The organism is Limnohabitans sp. G3-2 (genome assembly GCF_002778275.1).
Classification (GTDB): domain Bacteria; phylum Pseudomonadota; class Gammaproteobacteria; order Burkholderiales; family Burkholderiaceae_C; genus Limnohabitans_A.
The window spans coordinates 367,444-383,299 of sequence record NZ_NESG01000002.1 but is presented as its reverse complement, the minus strand read 5'-3'; the positions used below and the strand labels follow the sequence as shown (position 1 = coordinate 383,299).

The following is a 15,856-nucleotide window of genomic DNA, read 5'->3' as shown; positions in this document are numbered from 1 at the left end:
CACATGACCGCAACCGTCTTGTTCGTGCCGGGTTTGCGAGACCCTGTCGCGCAGCATTGGCAAACTTTGCTGGCGGCCGAATGGCCTGACGCACACACCGTGCCGCCGATGGGCCGTGAAGACCTGGACTGCGCACGCCGTGTGAACGCCATCGAAGCAGCGGTCTCTGCCATCCAAGGCCCGGTCATTCTGGTCGCTCACAGCGGCGGTTGCATCATGGTCTCGCATTGGGCCCAAAGCACTGCGCAGGCATCGCGCATCCAAGGCGCATTGATGGCCACACCGCCAGATTTTGAAGCCCCAATGCCTGAGGGCTATCCCACAGTAGAAGCACTGCGAATGGGCGGATGGTTGCCTGTGCCACGTCACCCCTTGCCATTCAAAAGCTTGGTGGCATTGAGTGAAAACGACCCTTTGGGTGGCTGGCATGCCGTCCAGAAATTGGCCCATGACTGGCAAGCCGAAACCGTGAACCTTGGCCGTGTCGGTCACTTGAATCCTGCATCGGGCTACGGTCCATGGCCACAAGCCAAAGACTTGTTGACCCGTTTTTCTTCAACCCCTTTCACCCGCAACAACCTTCAGGAGACAACATGAAAAAATTCCCCCAAATGCTCACGTGTGCTGCAGCCCTGCTGCTCAGTTTTCAAGCCGCCGCCTGGACCAACAAGCCAGTCAAAATGCTGGTGCCAGCACCCGCCGGGGGCACGATGGACATCGTGGCCCGCATTTTGGCTGACCAGTTGTCTGCCGACATCGGCCAGCCCGTCGTTGTCGACAACAAGCCCGGTGCGGGCGGCGCCATCGCCATCCAAGCCATGACATCGGCGCCTCAAGACGGTCAAACCATCATGGTGACCGCCAGCAATGTGCTGACCGAAATTCCGCACGTCATGAAAACCAATTTCGACCCGCTCAAGGACATCAAGCCTGTGGCCACGGTGGCCAGCGCCAGCATGGTGCTGGTCGGCGCACCCAACCTGCCAGCAAAGAACGTCAAGGAACTGATTGCTTACGCCAAGACCAAACCCGGCACCTTGAGCTTTGCGTCCTACAGCGCAGGAACCAGCTCGCACTACGCAGGCATGATCCTGAACCAAAAGGCCGGTCTGGATTTGCAACACGTGCCCTTCCCTGGCTCGCCGCCCGCTTTGGCACAGGTGATGGGTGGGCAAATCCCGATCATGTTTGATGGCATGGCCACCTCTTTACCGCAGGTCAAAGGCGGCAAGCTGCAAATTTATGGCGTCGCCAGCAAGACGCGCTCCACCCATTTGCCGCAAGTCCCCACACTGGCCGAAGAAGGTTTGGCGGAGATCGAGTTTGGCAATTGGATCGGTGTGGTCGTGAGTGCAGGCGTGGCCAACGACACCACTGACAAAATCAATGCCGCTGTTCTCAAGGCAGCCGAATCACCCAAGGTCAAAACCCGTCTGGTGGGCGCTGGCTTTGAACCCAACGTGGCCATGAGTGCTGCACAGTTGCAGCAAAGTGTTCGCGCTGAGTTTGATCGGAACGCTGTGATTGTGAAAAATTTCAAGATCCAATTGAATCAGTAAGTCCCTTTCCTTGAAGGCGGCTTCTTGTCCTTCACACCCCGTCAGGATTCAAACTGGCGGGGTTTTTTTATGGGCCAAGCCCAGCTGACTTGGATCTTCCAGCGCGATCAGAAAAAGAGAGGGACACGGGGTGTCCATTGACAAGCCCTTGGCGCTGACCGCACCGCGGGTTCATTCAGGCAGTCTTGTCGTGCTATTCGACAGGCGCGCTGCGGCTCTACAGCGCATAGAAACTGCGAAAGTGCTCGTGTCGCTACCTCACGGAGCATGATGGCAAAATGCCCGCTCTTCAAGCCCTGACGCGTGTGTCAGGCGCATGCTCTTTGACCGTCGGCTTCTGTCCACCCCCTCATGAACTCATCCCCTGCCGGTACGCTCGGCATCGATTTCGGCACGTCCAACTCGGCCATGGCTTGGCTGGGCGCTCAAGGCAGCGCCCAGCTGATCCCCCTCGAGCGCGAAGCCATGGCCATGCCCACGGCCGTCTTCTACAACCTCGAAGACAACAGCACCCATTTCGGTCGAGACGCGCTCAGGCATCACCTGGAAGGCACGGAAGGCCGCTTGATGCGCTCACTCAAAAGCCTGTTGGGCAGCCCCTTGCTGCTGGAGACCACACAGATCGGGCACCAGCAGATCAGTTTCCAGGACATCATTGCCGCCTTTTTGGCCACCCTGCGCGAGCGCGCCACCCTAAGCCTGGGCAAGGCCCCGAGCCGCGTGGTGATGGGCCGCCCGGTGCATTTTGTGGACGACGATCCCGAAAGGGATGCGCAGGCCGAGGCTTCACTGCGACAAGCCGTGCAGTCGGTGGGCTTTGACGACGTGTCTTTTCAGCTGGAACCCATTGCTGCAGCGCTCGACTACGAGCAGCGCCTGACCCAAGAAAGCACCGTGCTGGTGGTGGACCTGGGGGGCGGCACTTCGGACTTCACGGTGGTGCGTTTGGGGCCTGGCCGCATGCAGCGCAGCGACCGCAGTGCGGATATTCTGGCCACGACGGGTGTGCACCTTGGTGGCACCGACTACGACCGGCAACTCAACCTGGCCCAAGTCATGCCACTGTTGGGTTACAAGCACATCGGCCCCGAGCACCGGGAAGTGCCCAGCCGGGTGTTTTTTGACCTGGCCACTTGGCACCTGATTCACTGGCAATACCAAGCCAAAGCCATCGCCCATGCCAAAACGCTGCGCAGCAACTACCGCGAAACGCACCTGCATGAGCGCTTGATGCGGGTGCTGAGCGAGCGGCATGGCCACCTGATGGCGCACGAAGTCGAGCAAGCCAAAATCCGTTGCTCGGTGAATCAAAGCGATACGGGCATTGACTTGTCGGTGATCGAACGCGATTTGCAAGCCCGCTTGGGCGTGGCTGACATGCAAGCGCATTTGCACGATGTGTTGCGCCGCACCTTGGCGTGCGCGCGCGAGTGCGTGCAGCGTGCCAACTTGACCGATGCCTCACTCGACGCGATCTACCTCACGGGCGGCTCATCGGCCCTGAGCACCTTCCAGCAAGCCCTTCAGGCCGAATTTGCAGGGGTGAAACTGATCGAAGGCGATTTGTTTGGCGGTGTCGCGTTGGGCCTGGCCTACAGCCGGTGAACCCCTGAAAAAAAGCCACTCAGGCAGCACCTGAATGGCTTTTTGTTCAGCGCCACGTGGGCACTGCGCTCAGCGGCACAGTCCGCTGAGCCCGCTTCGCATCAGGCTTTCACGGCAGACAGCGCGGCATTGAAGGTGGCACTGGGGCGCATGATCGTGGCCAGCTTGGCTTGGTTCGGCATGTAATAGCCGCCAATGTCGACCGGCTTGCCCTGCACAGCGTTGAGCTCGTCCACGATCTTCTTCTCACCGTCGGTCAAGGCTTTGGCCAAAGGTGCGAACTGGGCTGCCAGCGCTGCGTCGTCCGTTTGGGCGGCCAACTCTTGGGCCCAGTACATGGCCAAGTAGAACTGGCTGCCGCGGTTGTCCAACTGACCCGTTTTGGGCGATGGGTTCTTGTTGTTGTCGAGCAACTTGCCGGTCGCGGCGTCCAAAGTTTTGGCCAAAACCCCGGCTTTTTTGTTGCCGGTTTTCAAGCCCAAGTCTTCGAATGACACGGCCAAAGCCAGGAACTCGCCCAAAGAATCCCAACGCAAGTGGTTTTCTTCCACCAGCTGTTGCACATGCTTGGGTGCGGAGCCGCCTGCACCGGTTTCGTACATGCCGCCGCCGGCCATCAAAGGCACGATGGAGAGCATCTTGGCCGAGGTGCCCAATTCCATGATCGGGAACAAGTCGGTCAGGTAGTCGCGCAAGATGTTGCCGGTGGCGCTGATGGTGTCCAAACCGCGCACCACGCGCTCCAAGGTGTAACGCATCGCACGCACTTGGCTCATGATCTGGATTTCCAGGCCGGCCGTGTTGTGCTCATGCAGGTACATCTTGACCTTGGTGATCAGCTGGGCTTCGTGTGGACGGTACTGGTCGAGCCAGAACACCACCGGCATGCCGGAGTTGCGGGCACGCGTCACCGCCAGCTTGACCCAGTCACGGATGGCCGCGTCTTTGACTTGGCACATGCGCCAGATGTCACCGGCTTCCACGTTTTCCGACAAGAGCACTTCACCGGTGTTGATGTCGGTGATGTTGGCCACGCCGTCTTCTGAAATTTCGAAGGTCTTGTCGTGCGAGCCGTACTCTTCGGCTTGCTGGGCCATCAGGCCCACGTTGGGCACGGTGCCCATGGTTTTGGGGTCGAACGCACCGTGCCATTTGCAGAAGTTGATCATCTCCTGGTAAATGCGGGCAAAGGTTGACTCGGGCATCACGGCCTTGACGTCTTTCAGGCGGCCGTCGGCCCCCCACATCTTGCCGCCGTTGCGGATCATGGCGGGCATGGACGCGTCCACGATCACGTCGTTGGGCGAATGGAAGTTGGTGATGCCCTTGGCCGAGTCCACCATGGCCAGCTCAGGGCGGCCCTCGTGGCAGGCGTGCAGGTCACGCTTGATCTCGTCTTGCTTGGACTGGGGCAATGCGGTGATCTTGCTGTACAGATCGGCCATGCCGTTGTTCACGTTCACACCCAACTCTTCGAACAGCTTGGCATGCTTGGCAAACGCGTCTTTGTAGAAGATCTTCACGCAATGGCCAAAAACGATGGGGTGAGACACCTTCATCATGGTGGCTTTGACGTGCAGCGAGAACATCACGCCGGTTTTGTGGGCGTCTTCGATTTCTTTTTCGTAGAACTCGAGCAAAGCTTTCTTGCTCATGAACATGCTGTCGATGACTTCACGGTCGAGCAAAGAAACTTTGGGATTGAGGATGATGGTCTTGCCACTCTTGGTGATCAGCTCCATCTTGACGTCACGGGGGCGGTCCAAGGTCATGGACTTTTCGCCGTGGTAGAAATCGCCAGCGTGCATGTGCGAGACGTGTGAACGCGAGGCTTGGCTCCACTCGGCCATGCTGTGGGGGTTCTTGCGGGCGAATTCTTTGACGGCGCGCGGCGCGCGGCGGTCCGAGTTGCCTTCGCGCAAAACAGGGTTCACGGCCGAGCCGGTGCACTTGTTGTAGCGGGCCTTCAAGGCCTTTTCTTCGTCGGTTTTGGCGTTTTCTGGGTAATCGGGCAAGGCATAGCCTTTGCTCTGCAACTCTTTGATGGCGGCGGTCAACTGGCCCACGGAGGCACTGATGTTGGGCAGCTTGATGATGTTGGCAGCGGGGTTGAGCGTCAGTTTGCCCAGCTCGGCCAAGTTGTTGGGAACGCGTTGCTCGGCGGGCAAGAGGTCTGAAAACTCACCCAAAATGCGGGCCGCCACCGAGATGTCACTTTCAGCCACTTCGATGCCTGCGGGCGCTGCGAAGGTCCGAATGATGGGCAAAAACGAGGCTGTGGCCAACAAGGGGGCCTCGTCTGTCAGGGTGTAAATGATCTTGGATTTGTCTGCAGCCATGGGTACTCTCTTTTCTCGTTATCAAGATGTGTCTCAAAGAACACGGCGTCCGGCGGTACGTCGAACGGATTCAGAAAAACCGCCCTTATAAGGTGGTTTAGCCCGTGACTTTATCTCAAAAGACCCCTGGTTTGACTGACAAAAGGACACACATGGCAGCGTCCCGCCAGGGCGAAATGGCCGCGTGCCCCCGCACGATTAAACTGATGGCCCTACACAGCTGTGCCAAACCCGGGTGTTTGGTACTCAATTGACCCGGTCCGTGCCTTGGCTGCACCGACCAAAACCGAGGAACTCCCCATGGGCGCGCAGTGGAAAGCAAAAGGCAAAGCACAGGCAGCAGACGCACGAGGCAAGCTGTTTGGCCGTCTGGCCAAGGACATCATGATCGCCGCCCGCAACGGCGCCGACCCCGCCGCCAACTCGCGCCTGCGCTTGGTGGTCGAGCAGGCCCGCAAAGTCTCCATGCCCAAAGAAACGCTGGAGCGCGCCATCAAGAAGGGCGCGGGCCTCTTGGGTGACGCGGTCAGCTTTGACCGCGTGATTTACGAAGGCTTTGCGCCACACCAAGTGCCCGTGATGATCGAGGTGCTGACCGACAACGTGAACCGCAGCGCGTCCGAAATGCGCGTGTTGTTTCGCAAGGGCCAGCAAGGCACCTCCGGTTCCGTGTCCTGGGACTTTGACCATGTCGGGTTCATCGAGGCCGAGCCTGCCCAAGCCGGGGCCGATGCCGAACTGGCCGCCATCGAAGCCGGGGCGCAAGACTTTGAACCCGCAGACGAAGACGGCGTGACGGTGTTCATCACCGAAGCGACCGACCTGGACCTGGTCAGCCGCGCCCTGCCCAACTTCGGTTTCACCGTGGTCTCGGCCAAGCTGGGCTACAAACCGAAAAACCCGGTCGACCCGGCCAACCTGAGCGCCGAACAGCTCGAAGAAGTCGAATCCTTCCTGGGTGCGATCGACAACAACGACGACGTGCAAAACGTGTTTGTGGGCTTGGCGGGCTGAAGTCCCGCAAGGCTTTGGACATCGCCAGATGAAACGGCTGCTGAGTTGTTGGCTGCTGACCTGGACCTGTCTCAGCAGCCAGGCCCAAGGTCGCATGGTGCGGCTGGACATCGGGCGAGAAGCCGCCCAACTGCCCGTCTACACCTTGACCCAACCAAACGCCGTAGCCACGGTGATCCTGCTGCCCGGAGGCGATGGCGGCAGTGGCAAGGTGGTGGACGGCCAACCCACCAGCAAGAACTTTCTCACCCGTTCGCGTGAACTGTTTTTTGCCGAAAATTTCAATGTGCTGGTGGCGTTTCGGGCCACCGACCTGCCCGGCTTGGACTACGACTACCGCGTGAGCGCCGCCCACATGCAAGAGCTGGCCGCGGTGGTGCGCCACGCCAAACAACTGAGCGATGCGCCGGTGTGGCTGGTGGGCACCAGCAGGGGCACCGTGTCCGGTACGGCCGCTGCGCTGGCCTTGCCCCCCGGTGAGGTTCAGGGCCTGGTCCTCACGGCCAGCGTGACTTCCAAGAAAACAGGCGCCATTGCCACACAGCAAATCGGCCGAATCCGGGTGCCCACGCTGGTGGTGCACCACCGCTACGATGCCTGCAAAATTTGCGTGCCGCACGAAGCCGCCCGCATCACCCATGGCCTGACATCGGCACCCTTCAAGAAATTTTTGATGCTTGAAGGCGGCTCCAACCCCGTGGGTGACCCCTGTGAAGCCGAGCACTGGCACGGTTTCATCAACCACGAAAAAGAAACCGTTCAGCTCATCGGTCAGTGGATCAAAACGCCAAACAACTGAGGCGCAACAAGCCTGACACGCTCAAGCGGTTTTTCGGCGTTGCCGCACCGCCTGCGCCAGGGCCTGCAGCACCGGTACCGTTTGCTCAAAGCTGATGCAGGCATCGGTGATGGACACGCCATGCGCCAGCGCCTGGCCCTCTTTGAGGTCTTGCCGGCCCTCTCTCAAATGGCTTTCGATCATCAGACCCATGATGCGGCGGTCGCCCGCGGCCACCTGCGAGGCCACGTCGTGCGCCACCTCAATTTGCTTGGTGTGTTGCTTGCTGCTGTTGGCGTGCGACACGTCCACCATCACTTGGGGGGCGATGCCTGAGGCCTCCAAAGCCTTGCAGGCGGCATCGACATCTGCCGCCGAGTAGTTCGGCGTTTTGCCGCCACGCAAGATGATGTGCACGTCCTGGTTGCCACGCGTCTCGAAAATGGCCGCCTGCCCCATCTTGGTCATGCCCATGAAGGCGTGCGGGGCCTTGGAGGCCACCACCGCGTCGGCCGCCACTTTGACGCCGCCATCCGTGCCGTTTTTAAAGCCCACCGGGCAAGACAGGCCACTGGCCAGTTGTCGATGGCTCTGGCTTTCGGTGGTGCGGGCGCCAATGGCACCCCATGTGACCAGATCACTGATGTACTGCGGGCTGAGCAAGTCCAAAAACTCGGTGGCCACGGGCACGCCCAAGTCCAGAATGTCGCGCAACAGCTTGCGCGCCATTTCCAAGCCTTGGTTCATGGCAAAGCTGCCATCCAGGTGCGGGTCGTTGATGTAGCCCTTCCAGCCCACCGTGGTGCGGGGTTTTTCAAAATACACGCGCATGACGATCTGCAGGTCTTGGGCGTGCTGATCGGCTTCGGTTTTGAGCAACTTGGCGTAGGCGATGGCCTGGTCGTGGTCATGGATCGAGCACGGACCGACCACCACGACCAAACGGTCGTCCTGGCCTTGCAGCACCTTCGAGATGTTTTGGCGCGAACTCTCCACCAGCGCCAAGTGCGCGGGCGAGGCGGGCCAACGCTCTTCGAGCAGCGCGGGTGTCATGAGCGGGCGCACCGAGGCAATGCGGGTGTCGTCGATGCGGGTTTTGTCTTGGGTAGAAAGCATGTGTAAAGTCGCCTGATTGTTCAATCGAGTTTAAAGGGACCTGACGATGACCTTGCCCGCACCCCAGCTGGAGCATGTTTGCGATTTGGCCGTGACCATTGCGGCCCCCATTGAAGTGGGTCTCACGCCCGCGGGCTTGCGCCGCATGATTCCCATCACGGGCGGCACGGTGACCGGGCCCCGACTGAATGGCCAAGTGATGGCCGGAGGGGCCGACTTTCAGCTCATCCTGAATGGTGGCACGCAAGCGCATTTGGATGCGCGTTATGTCATCGAGTTGGACGATGGCAGCCGGGTTTTTGTGCAAAACACCGCTTTGCGCGTGGCCTCGCTGGAGAACTCTCAACGCATCATGAATGGCCAGCCGGTTGACCCCAGCGCGGTTTATTTTCGATGCCAACCGAAACTGGAAGCCACCACGCCTCAATGGGCCTGGCTGAGCGAGAGCCAATTCATCGGCACCGGGCGGCGTGCGCCCGACGGGGTTTTCTTGAGTTTTTACAGGGTGCTTTGAAGTGCCGAGCCCGGCACCTCAGCCAAAGCGCGCAGGCAAGTAGGGTCTCGGGTCTATCCAAGTCGTCTGGCCCTGAATCATCTCGGCCAGCAAACGCCCGGCGACAGGCCCCAAAGTGAACCCTTGGTGCGCATGGCCAAAGTTGAACCACAGGCCTTGGTGATGCGGCGCGGGCCCCATCACGGGCAACATGTCTGCGGTGCATGGCCGGGCGCCCATCCAAGGCGGCTGCGGCAGCGGCGGCCCCAAATCCAGCAGTTCACGTGCCAGGGCTTCGGCCTTGGCCAATTGCACAGGGGTGGGCGGCGCATCCATGGGGGCGAATTCTGCCCCCGTGGTCAAGCGCAGGCCTTGCTGCATGGGCGCCAGCACATAGCCGCGTTCTGCGTCGAGCAGCGGCTGCGCCACTTGCGCGGGCGAGCGGTAATGCTGGTGGTAACCGCGCTTGATGAACAAGGGAAAGCGGTAGCCCAGCTGGCGGATGGCGCCGTCGGCCCAAGGCCCTAAAGCCAACACGGCTTGCTCAGCATCCACAGGGCCTTCGGTGGTCTGGACCGACCAAGACGCGCTGCGGGCTTGCAAGCTGCCAGCGTCGCCCGTCAGCACGCGCCCGCCCCGTGCGACAAACAAGTCGGCATAGCGCTGCACCAATGCGCCGGGGTTGTGGACTGCCCAAGGGTCCAACCAATGCACAGCACCCGCCAGCGATGGGCGCAAGGCCGGCTCGGCCTGCGCCAGCTGGGCTGTGTTTTGTGCTTGGTAACGCACGCCAAAGCGCTCATGCAAAACCGCCGCACGCTGGGCCGCTTCGTCGAAGGCTTGGGGCGTGCGGAACACAAAGCGAAAGCCCTCACGCGCGACAAGATCCTGAGCGCCTGCAGCCACCATCAGCAGGTCGTGCTCGTGCGTGGCATGGGCGATCAATTGGCTGAAGGCTTGCGTGGCTTGGGCATGGCGCTGGGGGTGTGAATGGCGCCAGTAGCGCAGCAGCGATCCCGCCATGTGCCACAAACCCCGCGCATGCCAATGGACCTCGGCCCCGCGACCCAAAGCCGCGTTCAACACAAAACCAGGATCGCGCGGGAATGCATAGGGCTCCACCGCTTCACGCTGGATCAGACCGGCATTGCCAAACGAGGTCTCTTGGCCAGGCGCACGGCGGTCCACCAGGGTGACCTCAAAGCCGCGTTGCTGCAAATGCAAGGCGGTGCAGGTGCCGACCATGCCGGCACCCAGAACAAGGATGGAGGAAGTCATGACATTTCAAGCACCTGTGCAGGTGTCCATGCAAATAGGGCTGCCAGGCGCGGGCACGCCTTGGCGCTGTCCAGTATAGAGACGGTCAGGAATTCGCCAACCGCCTGTTTGCAGCGGATCACCCTGGCCCTTTTGCGCTGTTTAAACTGTTCGCATGAACACCCACCACGAAAACCTGCAACAAGCCTTGTCCGATTTGTTCGCCCCCTGGGTTCAGGCCCTCAAGCTGCGCGTCGAAAGCACGCAAACGGACAGCGTCACCCTGCGCCTGCCGCAAAGCGATGCGCTCGCGCGCGTGGGCGGCATGCTGTGCGGGCAGGCCATGATGGCCGCCGCCGACACGGCCATGGTGCTCGCCTTGATCCAACATTTTGGTCAGTTCAGGCCGTGCAGCACGGTTCAGCTGTCCAGCACCTTCATGAAGCCCCTGTCGGGGCAAGACGCGCTGGTCACGGCCCGCGTCATTCGGGCAGGAAAAGCCATGGCGTTTGGCGAGATCGACCTGGCCGGCGCCGATGACGGCAAAAGTGTTTTCAGGGCCAGCACCACCTATGCCCTGATGTGAGTCAGGTTGTGTCTACGGCCTGTCAGCGGACCGCCAGCCTGGCTTGGCTACAATACGCCCATTATTTTTTGAGGTTCCACATGTCTGCTCAGAACGACGCTCACACATCCGACGATCCCGTTGAAAACGTGGTCAAGCACATCCCCGTGGTGATTCCAGCCGCGGGTGCCGTGCTGATTTTCTTGCTGGCCTTCATTGCCGTTTTCATGGCCTGAGGCTTTGCCCCCCCGGTGCGCGCCCTGGCCGCACCCCCGCAACCCGCAACAGCGCAAGCTTTGCGGGTTTTATTTTGTGCGCACCGGCATGATGTGCAAGGCCCCTGGGGCGATCAACAACTGAAGCCACCCGCCGGCTTGCACCTGCAAACGGTCCAGCAGCCGTGTGGTCAGGTTCAGGGTGATGGTTTGGCTGGGCAAGGCTTCGGGCTGCAGCGTGCACAGGCTGATTTCACCAAGTGACAAGACCTCCAACAACTGGCAGCGCAATCGGGTGTGGCCGGGCTCCAAGGCACCCCAAGACCCCTCGTCGGCCAGCACGTCCACCTGCTCGCCATTGAGCACCCAGGTCACAGGCGTGCCGTCGTCAATCTTGTTTTTGTCAAACACACGCAGACTCAAGCCTGGGTCGGACGGCGCGCCATCGCCCCACCGCAAGCGTCCCCATCCTGCTTGGTCCTTGAAAAAATGGCCTTCGAAGTGGTTTTGAATGCCCACCAACTCGGCCACACGCGCATTGCGCGGGCTGGCAAACACGCGGGCGGGCGTGTCTGTTTGCAAGGTCTGGCCCGCGTCCACAATCACCACCCGGTCTGCCAAGCGGCGGGCCTCTTGCAGGTCATGCGTCACCAAGACCATGGGCACCGACACGTTCTGGCGCAAGGCGGCCAACTCGCGGTACAGGGTTTGGCGCGTGGGCGCATCCACAGCAGAAAAGGGTTCGTCGAGCAACAAAACACCCGGCCAGTGGGCCGGGGAGGCGGTCAAAGAAGGCGCCGGCATGACCCGCACCAGCGCCCGTGCCAGCGCCACGCGCTGCTGTTGACCGCCGGACAGTTGCGAGGGCCTGCGCTGGCTCAGCGTTGCCAGCCCTAAACGGGCCAGCAAAGTCTGCACATCCGCGCCCGACCAAGCGGGCCCGGCGGCCAGCGCCACATTGGCATGAGCCGTCATGTGCGGGAAGAGGGCGTAGTGCTGGAACACCAACCCCGCACGCCGCTCTTGCGGGCTCAGCTGGAGACCCGCTGTGGTGTCCAGCCAGACCTGGCCCGCCACCCGGATGTGGCCTTGCACATCGCTGGGTGTCCACAAGCCCGCGATGGCGCGCAACATGCTGGTTTTGCCGCCGCCCGAAGGGCCGACCAGCGCCACCAGCTCGCCAGCGCCGCAGTCGAATTCGGCCTCCAGCCGGATCGGACTGGCCGAGCGCAATTGCACGTGCAGGCCTTGCATCAGCGCTCCTGCAGGGCGCGGCCGCGCTGGCCCACCCGATCGAAAGCCAGCACCAGGCTGAGCGCCATCAAGGACACGCCCACCAGCGCCAGCGCCATCACATGGGCCGACTGCAAATCCATGCCCTGCACCTTGTCATACAGCGACACCGACAGCGTGCGGGTCTCGCCCTCGATGTTGCCGCCCACCATGAGCACCACGCCAAACTCACCCAGCGTGTGGGCCACCGTCAGCGCCATGCCGGCCAGCAAACCGGGCCAGGCCAGCGGCAGTTCGATGCGCCAAAAAGTCTGCCAAGTCGAAAAACCAGACACCCAGGCCGCCTCACGCAGGCTGTGGGGCACCGCCGCAAACGCGCGTTGAATGGGCTGCACCATGAAAGGCAGGTTGACCAACACGCTCACCAGCAACAGGCCTTCCAGGGTGAACACCAGCCGAATGCCCGAGGCCGCCAGCCAGCTGCCGAGGGCGCTGTCCTGGCCAAAGGCCACCAGAAAGTAAAAGCCAATCACGGTGGGCGGCAACAGCAAGGGCAGCAGCAGCAAGGCCTCCAGGATGGGTCGGCCCGCCCAGGCGGTGACAGCCAGCCAGCGGGCCAGCGCCAAGCCCACCGGCAGCAGCGCCAAGGTGGTCAAGAGGGCGAGCGTCAAGGAAACGTGAAGGGCGGACCAATCCATGGTGTGGGGTTTGAGCGTGGATGCCGATTATTGCGGCAAGGCGTAACCGTGACGCACAAACACCGCTTGAGCACTCGGGCTCAACAAAAACCGGTGCCAGTCTGTTGCCGCTTGGCCAGCGCCCTTGAGCAGCACCATGCGCTGGTGAAGGGGGGCGTGCAGCGCAGTGGGCAAGGGCCAGGCCTGCACATGCTGGGCGATTTCGGGCGCTTGGGCCCATGCCAATGCGGTGATGCCGGCCTGCGCTGCGCCGCTGGCCACAAATTGGGTGGCTTGGCCAATGTTGTCCCCCAGCACCTTGTTCGCGGCGGTCCATGGCCCCAAACCTGCCCGCTGCAAGACCTCAACCGATGCCACGCCATAAGGCGCCAGCGCCGGGTTGGCGATGGCGAATTTGTCCCCCGGCTTCATGGCGCGCACGACCGCCGCCAAACCTTGGCTCAAGGGCAGTGCTGAATTTTTAGGCAGAATCAGCGCCAAACGGCCCATGGCGTAGCGTTGCCCCGCATCCACCGTGCGCCCCGTTTTGACCAATTCTTCCACCCAAGCCTCATCGGCCGAGATGAATTGCTCGACCGGCAGGCCTTGCACAATTTGCCGAGCCAAGTTGCCGGAAGCGCCCCAATTCACCTCCACCTGAACCCCTGTTTCTTGCTTGTACTGAGCCGCCAGGTCAGCCAGTACAAACTTCAAGTTACTGGCGGCGGCGATTTTGATGCGCGCAGGCGCAGGCGCTTTGGTTTGGGCTTGGGCCAGCCAAGGGGACAGACTCGCCACGAGCAAAAGCGCAACCGCCGCCAACCGCTTGTGCCTGAGGCCCAGTGTCTTGGTCGCCATCGAACATGGCAAAATCTGGTTATGCATTTTTTGCATAGATATAAAGGTGTTTTGGTCTCAACTGACAGGCACGCAACAGGCAGGCTCCCTAAAATCGAGACCCCGCAGGTTACCAAGCCGTTACATGCGCCCTTGGGGTGGACCACCCAGTATCTCAGGCCAGCAGCCGTTTTTTCAAAGCCCCTGCCCAGAGGTTTTGAAAAAACGATTTTTAAACTTTGGAGCTTTCCCCATGAACTCACCCGTGATGCAGGGCTTGAACCTCAACACACCCGCGTACGTCAAGAACGCGAAACTGATCGCCTGGGTCGCCGAAATGGCCGCCCTGTGCAAGCCCGCCAACATCTATTGGTGTGACGGCTCCCAAGACGAATACGACCGCCTGTGCGCCGAATTGGTGGCCGCCGGCACCTTCAAAAAGCTCAACCCCGCCAAGCGCGCCAACTCCTTCCTGGCTTGCTCGGACCCGTCGGATGTGGCCCGCGTGGAAGACCGCACCTACATCTGCTCGGCCCAAAAAGAAGACGCCGGCCCCACCAACAACTGGATGGAGCCTGCGCAAATGCGCGCCACGCTGCAGCCCCTGTTTGACGGCTGCATGGCTGGCCGCACCATGTACGTGGTGCCTTTCTCCATGGGCCCATTGGGCTCGCACATCAGCCACATCGGCATCGAGCTGACCGACAGCGCCTACGTGGCCGTCAACCAGAAGATCATGACCCGCATGGGCAAGGCCGTGTTCGACGTGCTGGGCACCGACGGCGAATTCGTGCCCTGCATGCACACCGTGGGCGCCCCCTTGGCGGCTGGCCAGAAGGACAGCACCAGCTGGCCTTGCAACCCCACCACCAAATACATCGTGCACTACCCTGAGACCCGCGAGATCTGGTCTTACGGTTCGGGCTACGGCGGCAACGCGCTGCTGGGCAAGAAGTGCTTTGCGCTGCGCATCGCCTCCAACATGGGCCGCGAGCAAGGCTGGCTGGCCGAGCACATGCTGATCTTGGGCGTGACCAACCCCCAAGGCAAGAAATACCACGTTGCAGCAGCCTTCCCCAGCGCTTGCGGCAAAACCAACTTCTCGATGCTGGTGCCCCCCAAAGCCTTTGAAGGCTGGCGCGTGACCACCATCGGCGACGACATCGCCTGGGTCAAGCCCCACACCGACGGCAAGATGTACGCCATCAACCCCGAAGCCGGCTATTTTGGCGTCGCACCCGGCACCAACATGAAGACCAACCCCAACTGCATGTTGAGCCTGCACAAGGACGTGATCTTCACCAACGTGGCCCTCACGGACGATGGCGACGTTTGGTGGGAAGGCATGGAAAAGGACACCGGCAAACTGCCCGACCACCTGATCGACTGGCAAGGCAAGGACTGGACGCCCCAGATCGCCAAAGAGACCGGCGTCAAAGCCGCCCACCCCAACGCCCGCTTCACCGTGGCCGCAGCCAACAACCCTGCGCTCGACCCCGCCTGGGACGACGCCGCCGGCGTGCCGATCGACGCCTTCATGTTCGGGGGCCGCCGCTCGACCACCGTGCCCTTGGTGACCGAAGCGCGCAGCTGGCAAGAAGGCGTCTACATGGCTGCGACCATGGGCTCAGAGACCACCGCCGCCGCCTTTGGCGCGCAAGGCGTGGTGCGCCGCGACCCCTTCGCCATGCTGCCGTTTTGCGGCTACAACATGAGCGACTACTTCCAGCACTGGTTGGACACCGGCGCCAAGGCTGAGGCCGCTGGCCACAAGCTGCCCGCCATGTACTGCGTGAACTGGTTCCGCAAGGGCGAAGACGGCTCGTTCGTCTGGCCCGGCTACGGCGACAACATGCGCGTGCTCAAGTGGATGATCGACCGCCTCGAAGGCAAAGCCGCTGGCCAAGACACCATGTTCGGCGTGGCGCCCACTTACAGCGAAATCACCTGGACCGGTCTGGACTTCAGCGCCGAGCAGTTCAAAGCCGTGACCAGCATCGACTCTGCCGCCTGGCAAGCCGAGTTCAAACTGCACGACGAGCACTTTGCACAGCTGAGCTACCACCTGCCCCAGGCCCTGCTGGACACCAAGGCGGCTTTGCAGGCCAAATTGGCCGCTTGAGTCTCAGCCCTGCCCCGCGCCAACAGCGCGGCACAAAAAAACCGCC

At 61.5% G+C, this 15,856-nt stretch carries 15 protein-coding genes; 9 read left to right on the top strand and 6 right to left on the bottom strand.

Annotated features, from left to right (window positions below; translation table 11 throughout):
- Positions 1 to 3: 3 nt before the first annotated feature.
- The 3 genes from B9Z31_RS03925 to B9Z31_RS03915 all read left to right on the top strand — a co-directional run bounded on the left by B9Z31_RS03925 (position 4) and on the right by B9Z31_RS03915 (position 3,164).
- On the top strand, positions 4 to 597 hold the full coding sequence (locus B9Z31_RS03925; protein ID WP_100118246.1) for an alpha/beta hydrolase: 594 nt from the start codon (positions 4 to 6) through the stop codon (positions 595 to 597).
- Entirely contained in the window at positions 594 to 1,559 is a 966-nt protein-coding gene (locus B9Z31_RS03920; protein ID WP_100118245.1) for a tripartite tricarboxylate transporter substrate binding protein, read from the top strand. Before B9Z31_RS03925 ends, B9Z31_RS03920 begins: the two co-directional genes overlap by 4 nt.
- A 351-nt stretch (positions 1,560 to 1,910) precedes the next feature.
- Positions 1,911 to 3,164 (top strand): Hsp70 family protein, encoded by a 1,254-nt coding sequence (locus B9Z31_RS03915; RefSeq protein ID WP_100118244.1) that lies wholly within the window; start codon positions 1,911 to 1,913, stop codon positions 3,162 to 3,164.
- 101 nt (positions 3,165 to 3,265) lie between these two features.
- Here B9Z31_RS03915 and B9Z31_RS03910 read toward each other — a convergent pair whose 3' ends face one another.
- Positions 3,266 to 5,503, bottom strand: a complete 2,238-nt coding sequence (locus B9Z31_RS03910) for an NADP-dependent isocitrate dehydrogenase (protein WP_100118243.1) — start codon at positions 5,501 to 5,503, stop codon at positions 3,266 to 3,268.
- A 300-nt stretch (positions 5,504 to 5,803) separates the two neighbouring features.
- Between B9Z31_RS03910 and B9Z31_RS03905 the strand changes: the two genes are divergently transcribed.
- Positions 5,804 to 6,517: a YebC/PmpR family DNA-binding transcriptional regulator gene (locus tag B9Z31_RS03905; RefSeq protein WP_100118352.1), complete on the top strand. Its 714-nt coding sequence runs from the start codon at positions 5,804 to 5,806 to the stop codon at positions 6,515 to 6,517.
- A gap of 28 nt (positions 6,518 to 6,545) precedes the next feature.
- Positions 6,546 to 7,316: an alpha/beta hydrolase gene (locus B9Z31_RS03900; RefSeq protein ID WP_100118242.1), complete on the top strand. Its 771-nt coding sequence runs from the start codon at positions 6,546 to 6,548 to the stop codon at positions 7,314 to 7,316.
- A gap of 21 nt (positions 7,317 to 7,337) precedes the next feature.
- On the opposite strand, the gene B9Z31_RS03895 is transcribed toward B9Z31_RS03900, so the two are convergent.
- The gene (locus tag B9Z31_RS03895; RefSeq protein WP_100118241.1) at positions 7,338 to 8,411 is read right to left on the bottom strand and encodes a 3-deoxy-7-phosphoheptulonate synthase; all 1,074 of its coding nucleotides are present in this window, start codon (positions 8,409 to 8,411) and stop codon (positions 7,338 to 7,340) included.
- A gap of 46 nt (positions 8,412 to 8,457) precedes the next feature.
- Here B9Z31_RS03895 and B9Z31_RS03890 point away from each other — a divergent pair, with 46 nt between their 5' ends.
- Positions 8,458 to 8,925 carry a DUF3237 domain-containing protein gene (locus tag B9Z31_RS03890; RefSeq protein ID WP_100118240.1) on the top strand — a complete coding sequence of 156 codons (468 nt, stop codon included), beginning with the start codon at positions 8,458 to 8,460 and terminating at the stop codon, positions 8,923 to 8,925.
- Positions 8,926 to 8,943: 18 nt separating this feature from the next.
- Here the strand turns inward: B9Z31_RS03890 and B9Z31_RS03885 are convergent, their stop codons facing one another.
- Positions 8,944 to 10,182 carry an FAD-binding oxidoreductase gene (locus tag B9Z31_RS03885; RefSeq protein ID WP_100118239.1) on the bottom strand — a complete coding sequence of 413 codons (1,239 nt, stop codon included), beginning with the start codon at positions 10,180 to 10,182 and terminating at the stop codon, positions 8,944 to 8,946.
- Between the two features lie 154 nt (positions 10,183 to 10,336).
- On the opposite strand from B9Z31_RS03885, the gene B9Z31_RS03880 reads away from it, so the two are divergent.
- Together B9Z31_RS03880 and B9Z31_RS15665 are read left to right on the top strand one after the other, a co-directional pair.
- Entirely contained in the window at positions 10,337 to 10,747 is a 411-nt protein-coding gene (locus B9Z31_RS03880; RefSeq protein WP_100118238.1) for a PaaI family thioesterase, read from the top strand.
- A gap of 80 nt (positions 10,748 to 10,827) precedes the next feature.
- Complete coding sequence (locus B9Z31_RS15665) at positions 10,828 to 10,962, top strand: hypothetical protein (RefSeq protein ID WP_255408630.1); 135 nt, start codon at positions 10,828 to 10,830, stop codon at positions 10,960 to 10,962.
- A 69-nt stretch (positions 10,963 to 11,031) separates the two neighbouring features.
- Here B9Z31_RS15665 and B9Z31_RS03875 read toward each other — a convergent pair whose 3' ends face one another.
- From B9Z31_RS03875 to modA, 3 genes are read right to left on the bottom strand one after another with little or no spacing between them, the layout of a single operon-like run.
- Entirely contained in the window at positions 11,032 to 12,195 is a 1,164-nt protein-coding gene (locus B9Z31_RS03875; protein ID WP_100118237.1) for an ABC transporter ATP-binding protein, read from the bottom strand.
- Entirely contained in the window at positions 12,195 to 12,872 is a 678-nt protein-coding gene (gene modB, locus B9Z31_RS03870; protein ID WP_100118236.1) for a molybdate ABC transporter permease subunit, read from the bottom strand. Before modB ends, B9Z31_RS03875 begins: the two co-directional genes overlap by 1 nt.
- A 27-nt stretch (positions 12,873 to 12,899) precedes the next feature.
- Positions 12,900 to 13,649, bottom strand: coding sequence for a molybdate ABC transporter substrate-binding protein (gene modA, locus B9Z31_RS03865; protein ID WP_233200705.1), 750 nt, complete (start codon positions 13,647 to 13,649; stop codon positions 12,900 to 12,902).
- A gap of 292 nt (positions 13,650 to 13,941) precedes the next feature.
- Between modA and B9Z31_RS03860 the strand changes: the two genes are divergently transcribed.
- Complete coding sequence (locus B9Z31_RS03860; RefSeq protein ID WP_100118234.1) at positions 13,942 to 15,810, top strand: phosphoenolpyruvate carboxykinase (GTP); 1,869 nt, start codon at positions 13,942 to 13,944, stop codon at positions 15,808 to 15,810.
- Positions 15,811 to 15,856 lie beyond the last annotated feature (46 nt).